Source organism: Embleya sp. NBC_00888, assembly GCF_045207655.1.
In the GTDB taxonomy this organism is placed as follows: Bacteria; Actinomycetota; Actinomycetes; order Streptomycetales; family Streptomycetaceae; genus Embleya.
Map to the genome: position 1 here is coordinate 562,927 of NZ_CP108785.1, position 14,550 is coordinate 577,476.

Genomic DNA, 14,550 nt, shown 5'->3' on the forward strand with positions numbered 1-14,550 from the left:
CGCTGCCGGTGCCGCCGCTGCTCGATGGCCGCCGCGCAGGGCACGGCGAGTTCTCGACGGGGTCGAGGACCGGCGCGGTGGCCGATGCTCCGTTTCCCGATCTGCATCGGCCGCATATCGGCCGCATGAAGAAGAACGGCGCGGACTCCGAGCACGCCATCGATGCCCGGCCCGCGACCGGGCCGGGCATCGATCGGCCGACCGGGAACGAGCCCCGAAGAGGCGAAGAGCTGCCTGACCTTGGCCGCCTCCGGCGCCCACGAGACGAAAGTGATCTTGTTCCGCCTGCCCACCCCCTGCCGGCGGTGACCGAGAAGTGGGTGGCGCAGTCGAACTGGTCGACGGTCGATGCCGAGGCGCCGGCCGCGGGCGGGGACTTCGACGCCCCGGGGTTCGTCGAGGGCATGGCGAGTGGGGCTTCGGTGTGACCGTGCCCGCGTGGGCGGCCGGTCCCGGCCACGGCCGCAAGGGCCGGGAGCCGGCCGGGGAGGTCACCGGGGGAGGTCGCGCCGAGGGCGAAGTACGGCTTCCAGCTGCGATACGAGAACTTCCACGTCCACCGCACGGTCGGCGACGGGTGGCCGGCCACCGGGGACGAGATCCACTGGCTCTCCGGCGGCCAGAGCGACCTGAAGGTGCGTGCCGTGCCGTTCGTGTCGGAGGAGTTCGGCGACGGCCGGGCACAGGAGCCGCGAGTTCGGCCACCGCAGCCGTCAACGTAGTGTCCACGCCCTGCCCGGTAGCCGGCGCGGACGTCCCCAAAACGCCCTCCACCACACTCGACCCGGTCGTCGTAATCGCCACATCGGTCATCGGATACTCCCTTTGCTCAGGGTGTACACCGAGTCCTTGATAGTCCCTACGCGAAGACCTCGACCAGCGCATCGATCCAAAGCCTGTTCTGAGTTCCAATCATCCGGATGTGGGGTTCGCCTGCGTGAGGAGCCAGGTTCGGTAGAACGTTTGGATGGCGCGTGGTGATCTGGCCCATTTCGTCGCCACGTGCGCGATGGGGCGACCGTGTCGGACCCGCTCGATCAGCAGACGCCTGCCGTGGACGGTGAGCCGGGCATTGGGGTGGGACACGAGCTCCTCTGTCATTGTCGTTCGTCGGGCCAGGTTGCTGTCAGCGGGCAGCGAGGCGGGGGAAGAGGCGAAGGGCGTTGTCGTGTTCGACGGCGTGCAGGTCGCTGCTGTGCAGGGTGGTGGTCAGCGCGGTGATGGCGCGGTCGATGGTGGCGGGCGGGGCGGCGCCGGCGTCGGTGCCGAACAGGAGGTGGTTGGTGCCGGCGACCTGGAGAGCGGGCAGAAGGGCGTGGGGGCTGCCACCCATGGCGGTGTCGTAGTACAGGGCGGCCAGGACCTTGGTGACGTGTTCGGGGGTGACGGTGGTTGGGTCGTGGGGGCCGGGCATGGTGGTGCATTCGGCGATGCGCCAGGCCAGGGCGGGCAGCGGGCCGCCCAGGTGGGGCAGGATCAGTGCCAGGTCGGGGTGGCGATGAAAGACGCCGGCGAACAGGGCGTCGGTGATGGTGCGGGCGGTGTCGAAGGGGTATTCGATCACCGACGGGTGGCGGCCCTGCGCGAGTTCGGTGGCGTGGGGACAGTTGGTCGGGTGGATCAGGGTCGGGACGGCGCGGTGGTCCAGTTCGGCCAGGAGGGGTTCGAACCAAGGGTTGCCGAGGTAGCGGCCGGTGACGTTGGAGGTCAGGCCGACGCCGTCCAGGTGCAGGGTGTCCAGGGCGTAGGCGAGTTCGTCGAGCATGGTGTCGGGGTCGTCGCCCGGCAGACAGGCCAGCGCGCCGAAGCGGTCGGGGTGCTGTTCGATCAGGGTGGCGAGGTCCTCGTTGATGCGTCGGGCCAGACCTTTGGCGTCGCCGCCGCTCTGCGATTGAGGGGTGAAGGGAACCGACAGGATCTGGACGGCGGTGCCGGTGCGCTCCATGGCTTCCAGCGTGGATTCGGCGCTCCACGGCGCGCTCGCACCGGGAGGGGGCTGCTTCCCGGCCAGGGCGGCGACGGCGCCGCCGCCGAAGTAGTGGGCGTGGACGTCGATGCGGTGGGTGGGCATGGCGCAGTCACCTCGCTGCGTGAAGGAAGGGGTACGGGAAGGACAGGGCCGGGCCCTTCGGGGCCCGGCCCCCTGGGTCTGACGGGGTTCAGGCGGCCAGGTGAGCGCCGCGGCGCCACACCGCACGGGTGTTGAGGGTGTCGGTGATGGTGGTGGTGGGGTCGCCGTCGACCAGGAGCAGGTCGGCGCGCAGGCCCTCGGCGATCCGGCCGCGGTCGGAGAGGTTGAAACGGCGGGCGGTGGTGGCGGTGGCCGCGCGCAGCGCCGCTGCGGGGGTCAGACCGGCTTGGACGAGGTGCTGCAGTTCCTGGTGGACACTGGCGCCGTGGGCGAGACCGCCGAGGAACGGCATGGGCACGGAGACGTCGGTGCCCACCAGCAGGTCCACCCCGGCGTCGGCGAGGGCCCTGACGCTGTCCAGGACGTCCTGGAGCTTGCCCTGGGGGTAGTGGCCGAAGCAGGAGCGCAAGGTGGCGTCCCAGTCGGTGCCGAGGCGGGAGGCCACGCGCGGGTCGTCGGCCAGCTGGTCGCCGGTGATGCCCATCAGGGAGGCGTTCAGCACGGTGCAGGGCACGACGAACACCTCGGCGTCCTTGATCATGCTGATGATCTCGTCTGTGGGGGGTTCGACGAACAGGTGGACCAGGCCGTCGATGCCGGCCTCGACGGCCATGCGGGTGGCGTCGATGGTCAGCACATGGGCGACGGTCAGCGCGCCGTGCTTCCTTGCCGCGGCGACGCCGGCGTTCAAGGTGGCCTGGTCGAGCATGGGCAGGCCCGGGTGCCCCTCGACGCTGCCGTCGTCGATCATGAACTTGATGTAGTCCGAGCCGTGCGCGATCAGTTGCGGGATGGAGGCTGCCGCGGCCTCGGGGCTGGTGGCGTCGGGGTGGTAGGGCGGCTCACCCCGGTGGCCGCCGCCTGCGCCGTCGGCGGGCCCGAACGGGTGGAAGTCCTCGGGGAACAACTCGCTGGGGTGCCCGCCGGGCGGGGTCAGCGCGAAGCCGGACGAGCGCACGTCGGCCACCGAGTCGTCCTCGCTGATCGCTCCGCGCCGGTCTCGGGTGTGAACGCCCTGCATCTCCAGTTCGGTGGTGACGCCGAACTTCAGCGCCAGCGCGAGGGAGTCGCGGTCGGTGTGGACGTGCGCGTCGATCAGACCCGGCAGCAGCGTAGCCCCGGACCCGTCGACGACCTCGGCCCCGGGCGGCGCGTCGCCGCCGACCTGGACGATCCTTCCCCCTTCGATCACGACGGTGGTGACGCCCAGCGGCTTCTCCCCGTCGAAGACTCGCGCGCCGGTGATGGCGGTGGTGCTCATGGCTGTGCCTCGCTTCCGGTGGACCAACCCTTCAATTCATACCCTAAGTCATATACATATGGCATGCATGTTGATCGGATGTGTCGTAGATTTGAGGCGTGACCAGCCAAGGACAGCCTGTGCCCGCCTACGACGAGTCGCTTCTCGACGACGTGGGGCCGGCGCTGTCCAGGCTGCGTCGGCGCGTCGGCGGCGGTCGTGGGGATCTGACCCGCAACATCGTCCTGAACCTGGTCGGCGAGGCAGCAGGCCGGATCACGGTGGGAGGCGTTGCCGAGGAGATGGGCGTCGCCCAGCCCGTCGCCAGCCGCGCCATCGCCGCGTGCACAGCGGAGGGCCTGCTCCGCCGCGTCGCCTCCCAACAGGACGGGCGCAGCAGCCTGCTCGAACTCACCGACGCCGGAGAGTCCGCGCGCCGGGACTACGCCGCCGAGCAGCGCCGTGCCTTCGAGGAGATCACCGCGCACTGGAGCAGCGCGGACCGCTTGCAGTTCGCGCGCTTCCTCACCCGCTACGGCCAGGACGCGAGCGCCTGGACGGCCCGCGGCAGGTCGGAAGAGTGAGCCGACCACTCATCGACGGCTGCCGACGTTCCTCGACCGTGCGAGCCGGCCTTGCAGGAAGACGCCCAAGGCAACCGGCCCATCCTCGGTCGCGGTCGGCCGCTCCTCCAGCACGTCCATCTCACCACCTCGACGGTTCCGACTGATCTGTCAACAACGTTGGTGGGCAATGCATCGGAACGGCTCGAACTGTTCACCCGGTCGGCGGGGATCTCGGAGCCGGTGTTGGTGACGGTCAGGGTCCGGCGTTCGAGGGCCACGTCCACGCGGCCGCCGGCGTGGTTGTAGCGGATGGCGTTGCCGATCAGGTTGGTCAGGAGATGGCGCAGGAGTACGGGGTCGCCGTCGATGTCGATGGGGGAGCCGGTCACCGTCACGGCCACGTCCTTCTCGTCGGCCGGGGCGGCGAGTTCCGCGGCGGCCTGTCGGGCGAGGTCTCGAAGGTCGACCGGCTCGGTGTCGTGGAGCCCGCAGTCGCTGCGGGCGAGCAGCAGCAGTGCGGCGATCAGCTTCTCGGCGTCCCGGTTGGCGGTGAGCAGGTCCTCGCGGACCTCGGCGAGACCCTCCGGCAGCGGGTCGGCGAGACCGACCTGAAGGCCGGCACGCTGGACGGCGAGTGGGGTGCGCAGTTCGTGCGAGGCGTTGGCGACGAAGCGGCGCTGACTGTCGAAGGCCTTCTCCGGCCGGTCCAACATGGTGTCGAAGGTGTCCGCGAGGCGGTGCAGTTCGTCGGTGCCGTCCGGTGCCGCCGGCCGGGTGTCGCCCATGACCGCGTTCGCGGGTAGCCGCGTGATCTCCAAGCCCTGCACCCGCTGCGCCGTGCCGTAACGGGCCAGCCGCATCACAAGGGCCAACGCTCGGGCGACGTCGAAGTCCTCGGCCATGGTGATTTGGACCTCGTGGACGTGGTCGCGGTCCAAGGCGGCGTCGAGCAGGAGGTTGGCGACGGGGACGGTCGGGACGTCGTCGACGGTGTCCTTGCCGAGGAAGTGGTCGGCGCGGCGCAGTCGTTCCTCAGGAATGTATTGGGTCGGGGCCTTCTTCCGAAGGCCGCGCTCGGCCGGGCCTCGGATGCCAGGGATACGACGGGTTGTCGTGTCTTGGCGTCCGAACTCGTCGACATCCCACCTCCGGGGTTATCCCGATCCCCGGTGGCTTCGGCCGCAGGTCAGGAGTGGCCGGGGTCGGGGTGTCCGGTCGTCGTGGTATTCCATCCGTGTTCGAGGAGGTGGAAGGCGGCGTCGACGGCTTGTTCGGGGTTCCGGGCGCGGTGGGCCAGGGCGGAGGCCTCCAGGGCGAAGCGGGCCAGGGCCGCGCTGCGAGGGTCGTCGGGCGGGGTGCCGGCGTCGTGGGCGATGGCGAGCGCGAGGGCGTCCTGGTGGCGCATCCACATGCGGTGGGCGTAGTCGCCGAGGGCGGGGGTGTTGGTCACGAGGTTGTAGAAGTCGGTGTAGCGGGGGTCGGAGTCGGCCGTCCGCAGGCGGACGTGCTTGACGTGCGCGCACAGTGCCTGGGGGACGGTCGTGCCGGGCGCGCGGTCGTGGACGGCGGCGACGAGCGCGGCCTCCTGGTCCGCGTCCTCGTCGAAGACGAGGGCCTCCTTGCCGGGGAAGTGCTTGAGGAGCGTGGTGGTGGACACGTCGGCCGCCTCGGCGATCTCGTGCAGGGTCACCGCGTCGTAGCCGCGGGCGAGGAAGAGTTCCAGGGCGGCGTCGGCGAGGGCCTGGCGGGTTGCGGCCTTCTTGCGTTCGCGCCGTCCCACCGGAACCGGGGGTGAGCTCTGGGCCGGGGTCGTCATGCTGTCATCGTACGCAATAACACCCGACTTAAAAAGTTGCATCGTTGCACTTTCTTGGTGGGTGTGCTTTTCTGGGGCGGCGGCAGTGCGGATCACTCCGCACCCCCCTCTTTCCCGTCCTGTCTCTTCCGCGCCCATGGGAGCGATCAACCATGTCCGACCCTGCGTCCCTCCCTTCCACGCCGCCGGCAGTGCCCAGAGACGTGCGCTGGGTGCTGCTCGGCGTGATGCTCGCGATGCTGCTGGCGATGCTCGACAACATGGTCGTCAGCACCGCGATGCCCACGATCGTCGGCGACCTGCGCGGCCTGGACCACGTCTCGTGGGTGGTGACCGCGTACACCCTGGTCACCGCCGTGACGACACCCGTCTGGGGCAAGTTCGGTGACCTGTTCGGCCGTAAATCCATGTACCTGGCCTCGATCGCGGTGTTCATCGTCGGGTCCGCCCTGTGCGGGGCCTCCCGGTCCATGGGCGAGCTGATCGCGTTCCGCGTCGTGCAGGGCATCGGCGCCGGCGGCATCGGCGCGGGCGCCTTCGCTCTGATCGGAGCCCTCGTGCCGCCGCGTGAGCGCGGCAAGTACCAGGGCCTGACCGCCTCCGTCATGGCGATCGGCACCATCGGCGGACCGCTGCTCGGCGGCTTCGTCACCGGCCACTTCGACTGGCGCTGGGCCTTCTACATCAACCTCCCCCTCGGCTTGGTCGCCCTGGTGTGGCTGGGGCTGACGCTGCACGTCCCCGCCACGCGGATCAGGGCGAAGGTCGACTGGGCGGGCATCGCCCTGCTGACCCTCTCCATCACCGCGATAGTCCTGGCCGCCACCTGGGCGGGCAACACCTATACGTGGGGCTCCTGGCAAATCCTGTCGCCGGCAGTCGCTGCCGTGGCCGGACTCGCCGCGTTCGTCGGTGTGGAGAAGCGGGTCAGCGAGCCGCTGCTGCCTCTGTCGGTGTTCACCGGCCACCGGAACTACCCGCTGGCGATGGTCATGATCGTGGCCGCGGGCGTGGTCGTGTTCGGCGCCGGCCTCTACCTGCCGCTGTTCCAGCAGACGGTCCAGGGCGCCTCGGCCACCAACTCCGGCCTTCTGATGCTGCCGATGATGCTCCCCGTCGTCATCGTCTCGACCATCGCGGGCAAGGTCATGTCCGCCACCGGCAGGTACAAGATCTTCCCCGTCCTCGGCACCGCGTCCCTCACCGCCGGGCTCGCCCTGCTGGCCACCATGGACGCCGACACCTCCCACCTGCTGACCGGCCTCTACATGGTTCTCGTCGGCATCGGTCTCGGCTTCACCATGCAGATGGCCGGCACCATCGCCCAAAACAGCGTCTCGATGCGCGACATGGGCGCGGCCATGAGTTCCGTCAACCTCTTTCGCAGCCTGGGCGGTTCGCTGGGCGTGGCGGTGTTCGGCTCGCTGTTCACCCGCGCCGCCCAGCCCCATGTGCCCCCCGGCGCCGACATCGCCCCGGGCGCCCTGCCGAACCTGCCGGCCGGCGCGGAGGATGCCTACCTCACCGCCGTCAGCACCGGCACCAGCCACATCTTCATGGCGGCCGCAGTCGTCTGCGCGATCGCCTTCGTCGCCGCGCTGTTCGTCATCGAAGTCCCGTTGAAGGCCGCCGGTCCGCCCACGCCCGCCGCCGATGGCTCGAAGAACGTCTCCGCGACTGCGGCCACCTGACACCACCCCGTACGCCGCACCATACCCGCGCAGGCACAGTGCCGCGCGACACGAACGGAGCACCGCCGTGAACACCGCCCCAGCCCCCCGCATCGCGATCATCGGCGCCGGCCCCGGCGGCCTGACCTGCGCCCGCATCCTCCAGCGCCACAACATCGACGTCACCGTCTACGACGGGGAGGCAGGCCCCGACGCCCGCAACCAGGGCGGCACCCTCGACCTGCGCGAGGACAACGGCCAGATCGCCCTGCGCGAAGCCGGACTGCTGGAGGAGTTCCTCCGGCTGTCCCGCCCCGAGGGCCAGGAGATGCGCCAGATGGACCCGTCCGGATCGATCCTCTTCCACCACATCCCCGAGGAAGGCGAACGCTTCAAGCCGGAGATCGACCGCGGCCACCTCCGCGACCTCCTCCTCGACTCCCTCCAGCCCGACACCGTGCGCTGGGGCCACGCCCTTCGCTCCGTCGACGGCCCCGACGAAGGACCCCGCCGGCTGCACTTCGCCGACGGCGCCACCATCGAAGCCGACCTCGTCGTCGGCGCCGACGGCGCCTGGTCCAAGGTGCGCCGCGCCATCTCCCCGGCCACCCCCCAGTACAGCGGCGTGAGCTTCCTCGAAGCCTGGTTCCACGACGTCGAGAACCGGCACCCCGACATCGCCGAACTCGTCGGCCAGGGCGGCGCCGCCGCCACCGACGGCGAGCGCGGCCTGTTCGCCCAACGCAACAGCGGCGACCACATCCGCGTCTACATCATCCAACGCGTCCCCGCCGACTGGATCACCGAAAGCGGCCCGACCATCCAGGACACCGACGCCATCCGCGCCATCCTCCTGGACCGCTACCGCGACTGGTCACCGCGACTGCGCCAACTGCTCGCCGACAACGACGGTCTCTACGCCGACCGGCCGATCTACGCTCTGCCCGTCCCGCACACCTGGGAGCACACCCCCACGATCACCCTGCTGGGCGACGCCGCCCACCTCATGCCCCCGCTCGGCGTGGGCGTCAACCTCGCCATGCTGGACGCCTGCGAACTCGCCCTCGCCATTGCGAAAAACAGCACCATCGACGACGCCATCCGCGCCTACGAGAAGACCATGCTGCCCCGCGCCAACGAGATGCAGCAGTTCCTCGAGCACGGCGCCGAGGAACTACTGTCCACCGAACTGCCAGACTTCGCCACCGACGAAGGCAACTGACCCCCGGTATCCCCGCACCATCCGTCCTCGGGGCCCCGCTCGCGGCGGGGACCGCCGGCTCGCGGGATCAAGGCCCGCGCTGCCGGGTGCCTGGCGCTGTACGAGATGGCGAGGCAGGGGCGAGACGCAGCCGAACTCGCGCCGCCGGCAGATCACTTGACCGCACACGCCCCCGTTCCTGGAGATGCTCGCGGGGCCGCTGCCCCGGGACCTACGACCCACCGGGCCCGAATGCATCCTGTTCGGGTTCTTCGCGGCCATGGCGCAGACCGAACGCGAGGACGTCGGCAAATCCACCCGCGAATGTCTCGACGCCGCAGCACGCAAGTGCAGGACCGGCGGACCCGCGGTCATCACCCACGACACGCTGCACCGTGCTCCGCCGCAAGATCGCCGACAAGGGTGTCGAAGCCATCCCGCCCGGCTCGCCGCGTTCCTACGTGAGGCCGGCGCTGCCGGGGCCCGCAGCGTGCACCGCGACCGCTCGGCCGCGGCCCACCTCCTCATACTCGCCCACACGCACGACATCACGCGCAGCCTCGTCGAACAGGTCCCGGACACGGCCGGACTCGGCCAAGTCGCCACCCCGCGCGTCAAGACCTTCTCGCTCGCCATGAGCCGGCACCCGGGCATTGCCGCCGTCCTGGCTCGGCGACCCGCAGAAGGTGCCGGAAGAGCCGGTCGACGGCCCGGACCCCGAAGCGTGCGGTGGATCCGGCAACCACGCCGATCCCAGCCGGCCGCGCGGCCGGCATGCACCACCCCGCCGGTTCGATCGGGGCGCATTCCATGGTTCCCGGCCAACGCGGTACCGATCCCACGCCCCGTCCCCGCGGAGCCATCTGCTCCCGGCTCATCCGCGGCGACGTCAGCGTCGACCGCAGCCCCGAGCGACGAACACGCCACCACCACACAGCAGTTCACTACGAAAGGACATCGCGATGATCGAGGCGAACAACCTTGCCAAGCGGTACGGAGACAAGACCGCCGTCAACGGCCTGACGTTCACGGTGCGCCCGGGCATCGTCACCGGCTTCCTGGGACCCAACGGAGCCGGCAAATCCACGACCATGCGCATGATCGTCGGCCTGGACGCGCCCAGCTCCGGCACCGTCCGCGTCAACGGCAAGCCCTACGCCCAACACGCCGCGCCCCTGGGCGAGGTCGGCATCATGCTGGAGGCACGAGCGGTGCACACCGGCCGCTCGGCCCAGGACCACCTCCTCGCGCTGGCCGCCACCCACGGCATCGGACGACGCCGGGTCAAGGAGGTCATCGACCTCGTCGGCCTGCGCCAAGTCGCCAAGAAACGCGCCGGAGGCTTCTCCCTGGGCATGGGCCAACGCCTGGGCATCGCCTCCGCCCTGCTCGGCGACCCCCGGACGGTGATCCTCGACGAGCCGGTCAACGGCCTCGACCCCGAAGGCGTGCGCTGGGTGCGCAACCTGCTGCGCGGCCTGGCAGCCGAAGGCCGCACCGTGTTCGTCTCCAGCCACCTGATGAGCGAGATGGCACTGACCGCCGAGCACCTGATCGTGGTCGGCCGCGGCGAAATCATCGCCGACACCTCCGTCGCCGACTTCATCGACCTCGCCTCCTCCAACACCGTGCGGGTCCGCACCCCCCAGGCCACGATGCTGCACGACCTGATCGCCGGACCCGGCGTGAGCATCCACAGCGACGAACCCGGCGTACTCACCGTCACCGGCCTGGACACCGACCACATCGGCACCGTGGCCGGCGAGCACCGGATCACCCTGTACGAACTCGCCCTCCAGCGCGCCTCACTGGAGGACGCGTTCATGCAACTGACCGCCGACGCCGTCGAATACAAGGCCTCGACGACCACCGAAAGGCAACCCGCATGACCACCGAAACCCTCCCCCGGCCCACGCGGACGGCCCCCACAGCGCAGCCGGTCACCCTGCGGCGAGTGTTCACCTCCGAGTGGATCAAGCTGCGCAGCCTGCGCTCCACCCAGGTCACGCTGGCGGTGGCATTCCTCCTGATGGTCGCCATCAGCGTCGTGGGCGCCACCGTCACCACACATCGATGGCCGACCATGTCCGCCGGCTCCAAGGCGTCCTTCGACCCGACCACCATCGCGCTGCAGGGGCACTTCGTGGCGCGCATCGCCATCGCCGTGCTCGCCGTCCTGGTCATCAGCGGCGAGTACGCCACCGGAATGATCAAGGCGACGTTGACCGCCGTACCCAGGCGGCTGCCCGTGCTCTGGGCCAAGTGCACGGCCTTCGGCGCGGTCACCCTGGTCACCATGACCGCCGCGTCCTTCGCATCCTTCTTCATCGCCCAGGCCCTGCTCGCCCCCAACCACCTGCAGACCAACCTGTCCGCGCCCGGTGTGCTGCGCGCGGTCGTCGGTACCGGCCTGTACCTCACCGCGATCGGACTGATCGGCGTGGCCCTGGGTACGCTGCTGCGCAACACCGCCGCCGCCATCACCGCCCTCCTCGGGCTGCTGATGCTCCTGCCGGTCCTCCTCGAACTGGTAACCGGATCGACCGGCGCACACATCACGCGCTACCTTCCCGGCTACGCGGGCGAGGCGCTCATCACCGTCCCACGGCACGACGACTTCCTCTCCCCGGGAGCCGCGTTCGCGACGCTCTGCGCGTACGCGGTCATCGCACTGGCCGCAGCCGCACACCGGCTCAAGCACCGCGATGCCTGACACTGCCGATCCCCAATGAAGTCGGATGTGTCCGAGTAGGGTCGGGAACTGGCGCGGGGACGCATGCGATCGGTGCGTACGGTCCGTGTCCCGAGCGGCTGCGGCAGCAGTTCGAGGGCGTGATCCGGAAGTTTCGGACGGGTGCGCAGTCGCGTGGGATGCCGGAGCGGTTCGGTGCGTGGCCGACCGTGCACAACCGTTTCCGGCGGTGGCGGGCCGCCGGTGTCTTCGAGGCCCTGTTGGAGGGCCTGATCGCGGAGGCCGCGGAGCGGGGCGGAGTGGACCTGTCGCTGGTGAGCGTGGACTCCACCACCGTCCGGGCACACCACGACGCCGCCGGGATGCATCTCGACCCCGACACGCTCACCGCCTTGGAGAAGGCCGCCGCCGAGGAGGAGAAGGCCCGACAAAAGGGGCGGCCCGGAGGAACAAGACGGGAACGGGGCCGGAATCGACCCGGACCGGGAGGAACGACGCCGTGTTCGAACCGGGACGGTTGGCCGACGCCGCCATCCGATCGGCGGGTCGGGTTCGTACTCCATATACCAGCCGGCCACTTCGTTCACGGGCCGCGACACAGTGCCATAACGGCGGAGTCATGCCGCCGCGAGCCACAGGCCGATTCTGCCCGGCGGCCTTGGGCCGTTCGTAGTCGGGACGGACCGTGGTGCAGCGGACCGGGCCCGGCCTCGGCGACTGCGACCCCGGCGCCGATCAACCGGTGCGCCTTCCCGTTCCGAAGTGGCCGATCAGGACCCGCGTTGTGGAATCGGCTCCCGCAGGACGCGCGGACCGAAGTGGATCGCCTGATCGCGTCCGGGCGCATGATCCAGGCGGCCGTGTTGATGCGCGAGAGCGCGGGTTCGCCGACGCCGGGTATCCACGCGTGCGTCGACCCGCTGCCGTGGCGGTTCGAGAGGTTGGAACGGCCTACGCCATGGCGCCCCGGGCCCGTACGTCACTTGGATCGTCACCACGAGCCGGTTCGGGATCCGATCGGGATTCCGACTCGAGGGTGGTGTCGGCAGGTCGGTCCGTCGGGGTGGGCACCACGGTCCGCTGCGGTTCCTGCGGCCCGGCCGCGACGGCCAGGACGACGCTGGAGTCCACACGAACGAGGCCGGGCAGCGCGTCCTGCGCGACGGCGGAGTCGGTCGTCGCACGTGGAGCGGCCGTGGGCGCAGCCTCCAGGCACAGCATGGGCCAGGGCAGGTGGAGGTGCATTTGCCTCATGATGCGTTTGATTCGGGTGTTGACGCCTTCCGTGCGGCCGTTGTGGTGGGGCGTGGTGAGCGCGGCGTCGGCTGCTGCGCGGTCGAGTTCGAGGCCGTTTGCGAAGGAGTGCAGGTGGGGCGGTTCGGACGCGCGGACGGCTGCGATCCATGCCGTGAGCTCGGTGTCGTTCCCCGGGTCGAAAGCCAGTAGCGTGGCGAACTCCGCCAAGTGGGACTGGAGTTGCGCCATCTCGGGGCATGCGGCGGCGAGGTCTCGGATGAGGTCGGTGTCCTTGTCGCGGCGGTTGTCCGGGCGGGTGAGGAGGAGGCGGGCGAAGCGTCTGGGGGTGGTGACGGGCCGGTCGCCCTCGCCCGACCCTGGGTGATATGGCGGTGGAGAAGGTTGAAGCTGCCGGTGTAGCCGAGTTCCTGGATCTCACGAAAGAACTGGGGCACGTGCACGGCAGGGTTGGCCGCGCGGCGTGCGCGCAGGTGCTCGCGGTGGGGGTCGACCAACGTCGGCTGGTAGCGCGGGGCGCGTCGCCGGGCGTCGGGTTCGCGCGTGCGCGCGTACCGCTTGACGGTGTTCGGGGAAACGTCCAGCCGGCGGGCGCATTCGAGGAGGCTGACGCCCCTGCCGAGCAGGTCGTGAACCTGATGCCATCGCTCGGGCGGGGTGCGAGGGGGTGACGACGGGGTGGGGTGTCCGGTGTCGCGGGATTGTCGTTGCTCGTCGCGGCGTACGGCGTCAGCGGGCGACGAGTTTGACGACGGTGACCAGTAGCGCCGACCGGGACACCTGTCAGGTGATGATGGCGACGCCGCCGACCTGGGTGATCCGGTGGTCGTCGCTCCCCCCGCCCGGGTACGGCTTCGATCCGGCTCCATAGGGGTCCCGGGCGACGGCTGTGATGCCGTCGTCGAACGCGGCCCGGGTCTTCGCGTCCATCGCCCGCAGCTCGGCCTGCGGCGGATTCGCGTACTCGATCCGGTACGTCACCGCTCGCCCGTCCGGCCGGACCAGCCCTGGGCCTCGTCGGAGACCGGATCGGCCGGACGAGACTCCAACGTACCTGCGTCGGCAGCCCGCAGGTCCGCGATCACCTGCGGGTCGTGCCCGCACGTGGCGATCGATGCCCCACCACAGGAACAACAGGTCGTCCACGGCGCCCAGTTCCGCGTCCGCGAGTTCCTCCTCGAACGCGGCGCGCTGCTCCTGGTCGAGCGCACGGCGCACCCCGCGAATCGTCCGCGGCACGGCCGGACGCGGCGGCACGTGATCCGGCTGAGCGCTCATGTCGTCCCCCTCGACACAGGATGGGCGGAGCCCCTTCCGATCCCACGGTACCTGCCGGTCCGGTGGGCGGTCATCGGCTCACGAACTCGGCTCACGGCGCGGACCGGCAGGCGAGGCCGGGAGTCTGGATCGCGCCCCAGAAATCGGTAGGCTCGAGGTCTCAGGAATCGAGCACGGCGGCGACGGCCTCGATCTCGACGAGTTGGTCCTTGTAACCGAGCACGGTGACCCCCATCAAGGTGCTGGGGACGTCATGGTCGGCGAACGAGTCCCGGACTACCTGCCAGGCGGTCACCAAGTCCTCCCGCCGGGCCGATGCGACGAGAACCCTTGTGCTGATGACGTCCTGGAGTGACGCACCCGAGGCAGTGAGAGCAGCCTGCATGTTCTCGATCGCTTTCGCTGCCTGGCCCGCGTAGTCCCCGATCGCTGCCGTGGAGCCGTCATCGTTCAGCGGACATGACCCGGCGAGGAAGATCAGGCGTGAATCGGCAGGCGCCGTGGCAGCGTAGGCGTACTCGGCGACGTCGGACAGGGAGGCGGAGCGGATCAAAGTAATGGCACGAGCCACGGTCGTGGGGCCTTTCTCCTCGGGTGCTGAGCGCGGACATCTTGCCGGCACCCCGGCGGCTCCCGCCTTCCCTTTTATCGCCGCCCCCACGGCAACGCCGTCATTTCTGCTCGACATTCATGAACCGCATG

Annotated in this window: 13 protein-coding genes and 2 pseudogenes; 7 read left to right on the plus strand and 8 right to left on the minus strand. The window is 70.1% G+C overall.

Going from position 1 to position 14,550, the window contains the following annotated elements; translation table 11 throughout:
* Positions 1-8 precede the first annotated feature (8 nt).
* Complete coding sequence (locus tag OG948_RS36640; RefSeq protein ID WP_331769296.1) at positions 9-428, plus strand: hypothetical protein; 420 nt, start codon at positions 9-11, stop codon at positions 426-428.
* A gap of 484 nt (positions 429-912) precedes the next feature.
* Here OG948_RS36640 and OG948_RS36645 read toward each other — a convergent pair whose 3' ends face one another.
* The 3 genes from OG948_RS36645 to OG948_RS36655 form a co-directional block, all read right to left on the minus strand.
* A complete protein-coding gene (locus OG948_RS36645) occupies positions 913-1,101 on the minus strand; it encodes a hypothetical protein (protein ID WP_406300949.1) in 189 nt (62 codons plus the stop codon).
* 25 nt (positions 1,102-1,126) lie between these two features.
* The gene (locus tag OG948_RS36650; protein ID WP_331769297.1) at positions 1,127-2,071 is read right to left on the minus strand and encodes an amidohydrolase family protein; all 945 of its coding nucleotides are present in this window, start codon (positions 2,069-2,071) and stop codon (positions 1,127-1,129) included.
* Positions 2,072-2,159: 88 nt separating this feature from the next.
* Complete coding sequence (locus tag OG948_RS36655) at positions 2,160-3,392, minus strand: amidohydrolase family protein (protein WP_331769298.1); 1,233 nt, start codon at positions 3,390-3,392, stop codon at positions 2,160-2,162.
* A gap of 98 nt (positions 3,393-3,490) precedes the next feature.
* On the opposite strand from OG948_RS36655, the gene OG948_RS36660 reads away from it, so the two are divergent.
* On the plus strand, positions 3,491-3,955 hold the full coding sequence (locus OG948_RS36660) for a MarR family winged helix-turn-helix transcriptional regulator (RefSeq protein WP_331769299.1): 465 nt from the start codon (positions 3,491-3,493) through the stop codon (positions 3,953-3,955).
* On the opposite strand, the gene OG948_RS36665 is transcribed toward OG948_RS36660, so the two are convergent.
* Both OG948_RS36665 and OG948_RS36670 read right to left on the minus strand, forming a co-directional pair.
* On the minus strand, positions 3,904-4,839 hold the full coding sequence (locus tag OG948_RS36665; RefSeq protein WP_406300467.1) for a sensor histidine kinase: 936 nt from the start codon (positions 4,837-4,839) through the stop codon (positions 3,904-3,906). The two genes, OG948_RS36660 and OG948_RS36665, sit on opposite strands and share 52 nt — an antisense overlap.
* A 284-nt stretch (positions 4,840-5,123) precedes the next feature.
* Entirely contained in the window at positions 5,124-5,753 is a 630-nt protein-coding gene (locus OG948_RS36670; protein WP_331769301.1) for a TetR/AcrR family transcriptional regulator, read from the minus strand.
* Between the two features lie 152 nt (positions 5,754-5,905).
* On the opposite strand from OG948_RS36670, the gene OG948_RS36675 reads away from it, so the two are divergent.
* The 5 genes and pseudogenes from OG948_RS36675 to OG948_RS36695 all read left to right on the plus strand — a co-directional run.
* Positions 5,906-7,444 carry an MDR family MFS transporter gene (locus tag OG948_RS36675; protein WP_331769302.1) on the plus strand — a complete coding sequence of 513 codons (1,539 nt, stop codon included), beginning with the start codon at positions 5,906-5,908 and terminating at the stop codon, positions 7,442-7,444.
* Between the two features lie 67 nt (positions 7,445-7,511).
* Complete coding sequence (locus OG948_RS36680; protein WP_331769303.1) at positions 7,512-8,645, plus strand: NAD(P)/FAD-dependent oxidoreductase; 1,134 nt, start codon at positions 7,512-7,514, stop codon at positions 8,643-8,645.
* A gap of 941 nt (positions 8,646-9,586) precedes the next feature.
* Positions 9,587-10,513 (plus strand): ATP-binding cassette domain-containing protein, encoded by a 927-nt coding sequence (locus OG948_RS36685; RefSeq protein ID WP_331769304.1) that lies wholly within the window; start codon positions 9,587-9,589, stop codon positions 10,511-10,513.
* On the plus strand, positions 10,510-11,337 hold the full coding sequence (locus OG948_RS36690) for an ABC transporter permease subunit (protein ID WP_331769305.1): 828 nt from the start codon (positions 10,510-10,512) through the stop codon (positions 11,335-11,337). The genes OG948_RS36685 and OG948_RS36690 overlap by 4 nt, the downstream gene beginning before the upstream one ends.
* Positions 11,338-11,405: 68 nt before the next feature.
* A pseudogene (locus OG948_RS36695) lies at positions 11,406-11,847 on the plus strand (transposase); the annotation flags it as partial.
* Positions 11,848-12,555: 708 nt separating this feature from the next.
* Here OG948_RS36695 and OG948_RS36700 read toward each other — a convergent pair.
* From OG948_RS36700 to OG948_RS36710, 3 genes and pseudogenes are all read right to left on the minus strand, one after another.
* Positions 12,556-13,232 (minus strand): annotated as a pseudogene (locus OG948_RS36700) (transposase); the annotation flags it as partial.
* A gap of 121 nt (positions 13,233-13,353) precedes the next feature.
* Positions 13,354-13,848 carry a hypothetical protein gene (locus OG948_RS36705; protein ID WP_331769306.1) on the minus strand — a complete coding sequence of 165 codons (495 nt, stop codon included), beginning with the start codon at positions 13,846-13,848 and terminating at the stop codon, positions 13,354-13,356.
* A gap of 160 nt (positions 13,849-14,008) precedes the next feature.
* Positions 14,009-14,419, minus strand: coding sequence for a Rid family hydrolase (locus OG948_RS36710; protein WP_331773416.1), 411 nt, complete (start codon positions 14,417-14,419; stop codon positions 14,009-14,011).
* Positions 14,420-14,550: the final 131 nt, after the last annotated feature.

Excerpts from the sequence above, each read along its gene's own strand:
- OG948_RS36645 (WP_406300949.1), bottom strand. The coding sequence starts at position 1,101 with ATGACAGAGGAGCTCGTGTCCCACCCCAATGCCCGGCTCACCGTCCAC.
- OG948_RS36650 (WP_331769297.1), bottom strand. The coding sequence starts at position 2,071 with ATGCCCACCCACCGCATCGACGTCCACGCCCACTACTTCGGCGGCGGC.
- OG948_RS36655 (WP_331769298.1), bottom strand. The coding sequence starts at position 3,392 with ATGAGCACCACCGCCATCACCGGCGCGCGAGTCTTCGACGGGGAGAAG.
- OG948_RS36665 (WP_406300467.1), bottom strand. The coding sequence starts at position 4,839 with ATGGCCGAGGACTTCGACGTCGCCCGAGCGTTGGCCCTTGTGATGCGG.
- OG948_RS36670 (WP_331769301.1), bottom strand. The coding sequence starts at position 5,753 with ATGACGACCCCGGCCCAGAGCTCACCCCCGGTTCCGGTGGGACGGCGC.
- OG948_RS36675 (WP_331769302.1), top strand. The coding sequence starts at position 5,906 with ATGTCCGACCCTGCGTCCCTCCCTTCCACGCCGCCGGCAGTGCCCAGA.
- OG948_RS36685 (WP_331769304.1), top strand. The coding sequence starts at position 9,587 with ATGATCGAGGCGAACAACCTTGCCAAGCGGTACGGAGACAAGACCGCC.
- OG948_RS36690 (WP_331769305.1), top strand. The coding sequence starts at position 10,510 with ATGACCACCGAAACCCTCCCCCGGCCCACGCGGACGGCCCCCACAGCG.
- OG948_RS36705 (WP_331769306.1), bottom strand. The coding sequence starts at position 13,848 with ATGAGCGCTCAGCCGGATCACGTGCCGCCGCGTCCGGCCGTGCCGCGG.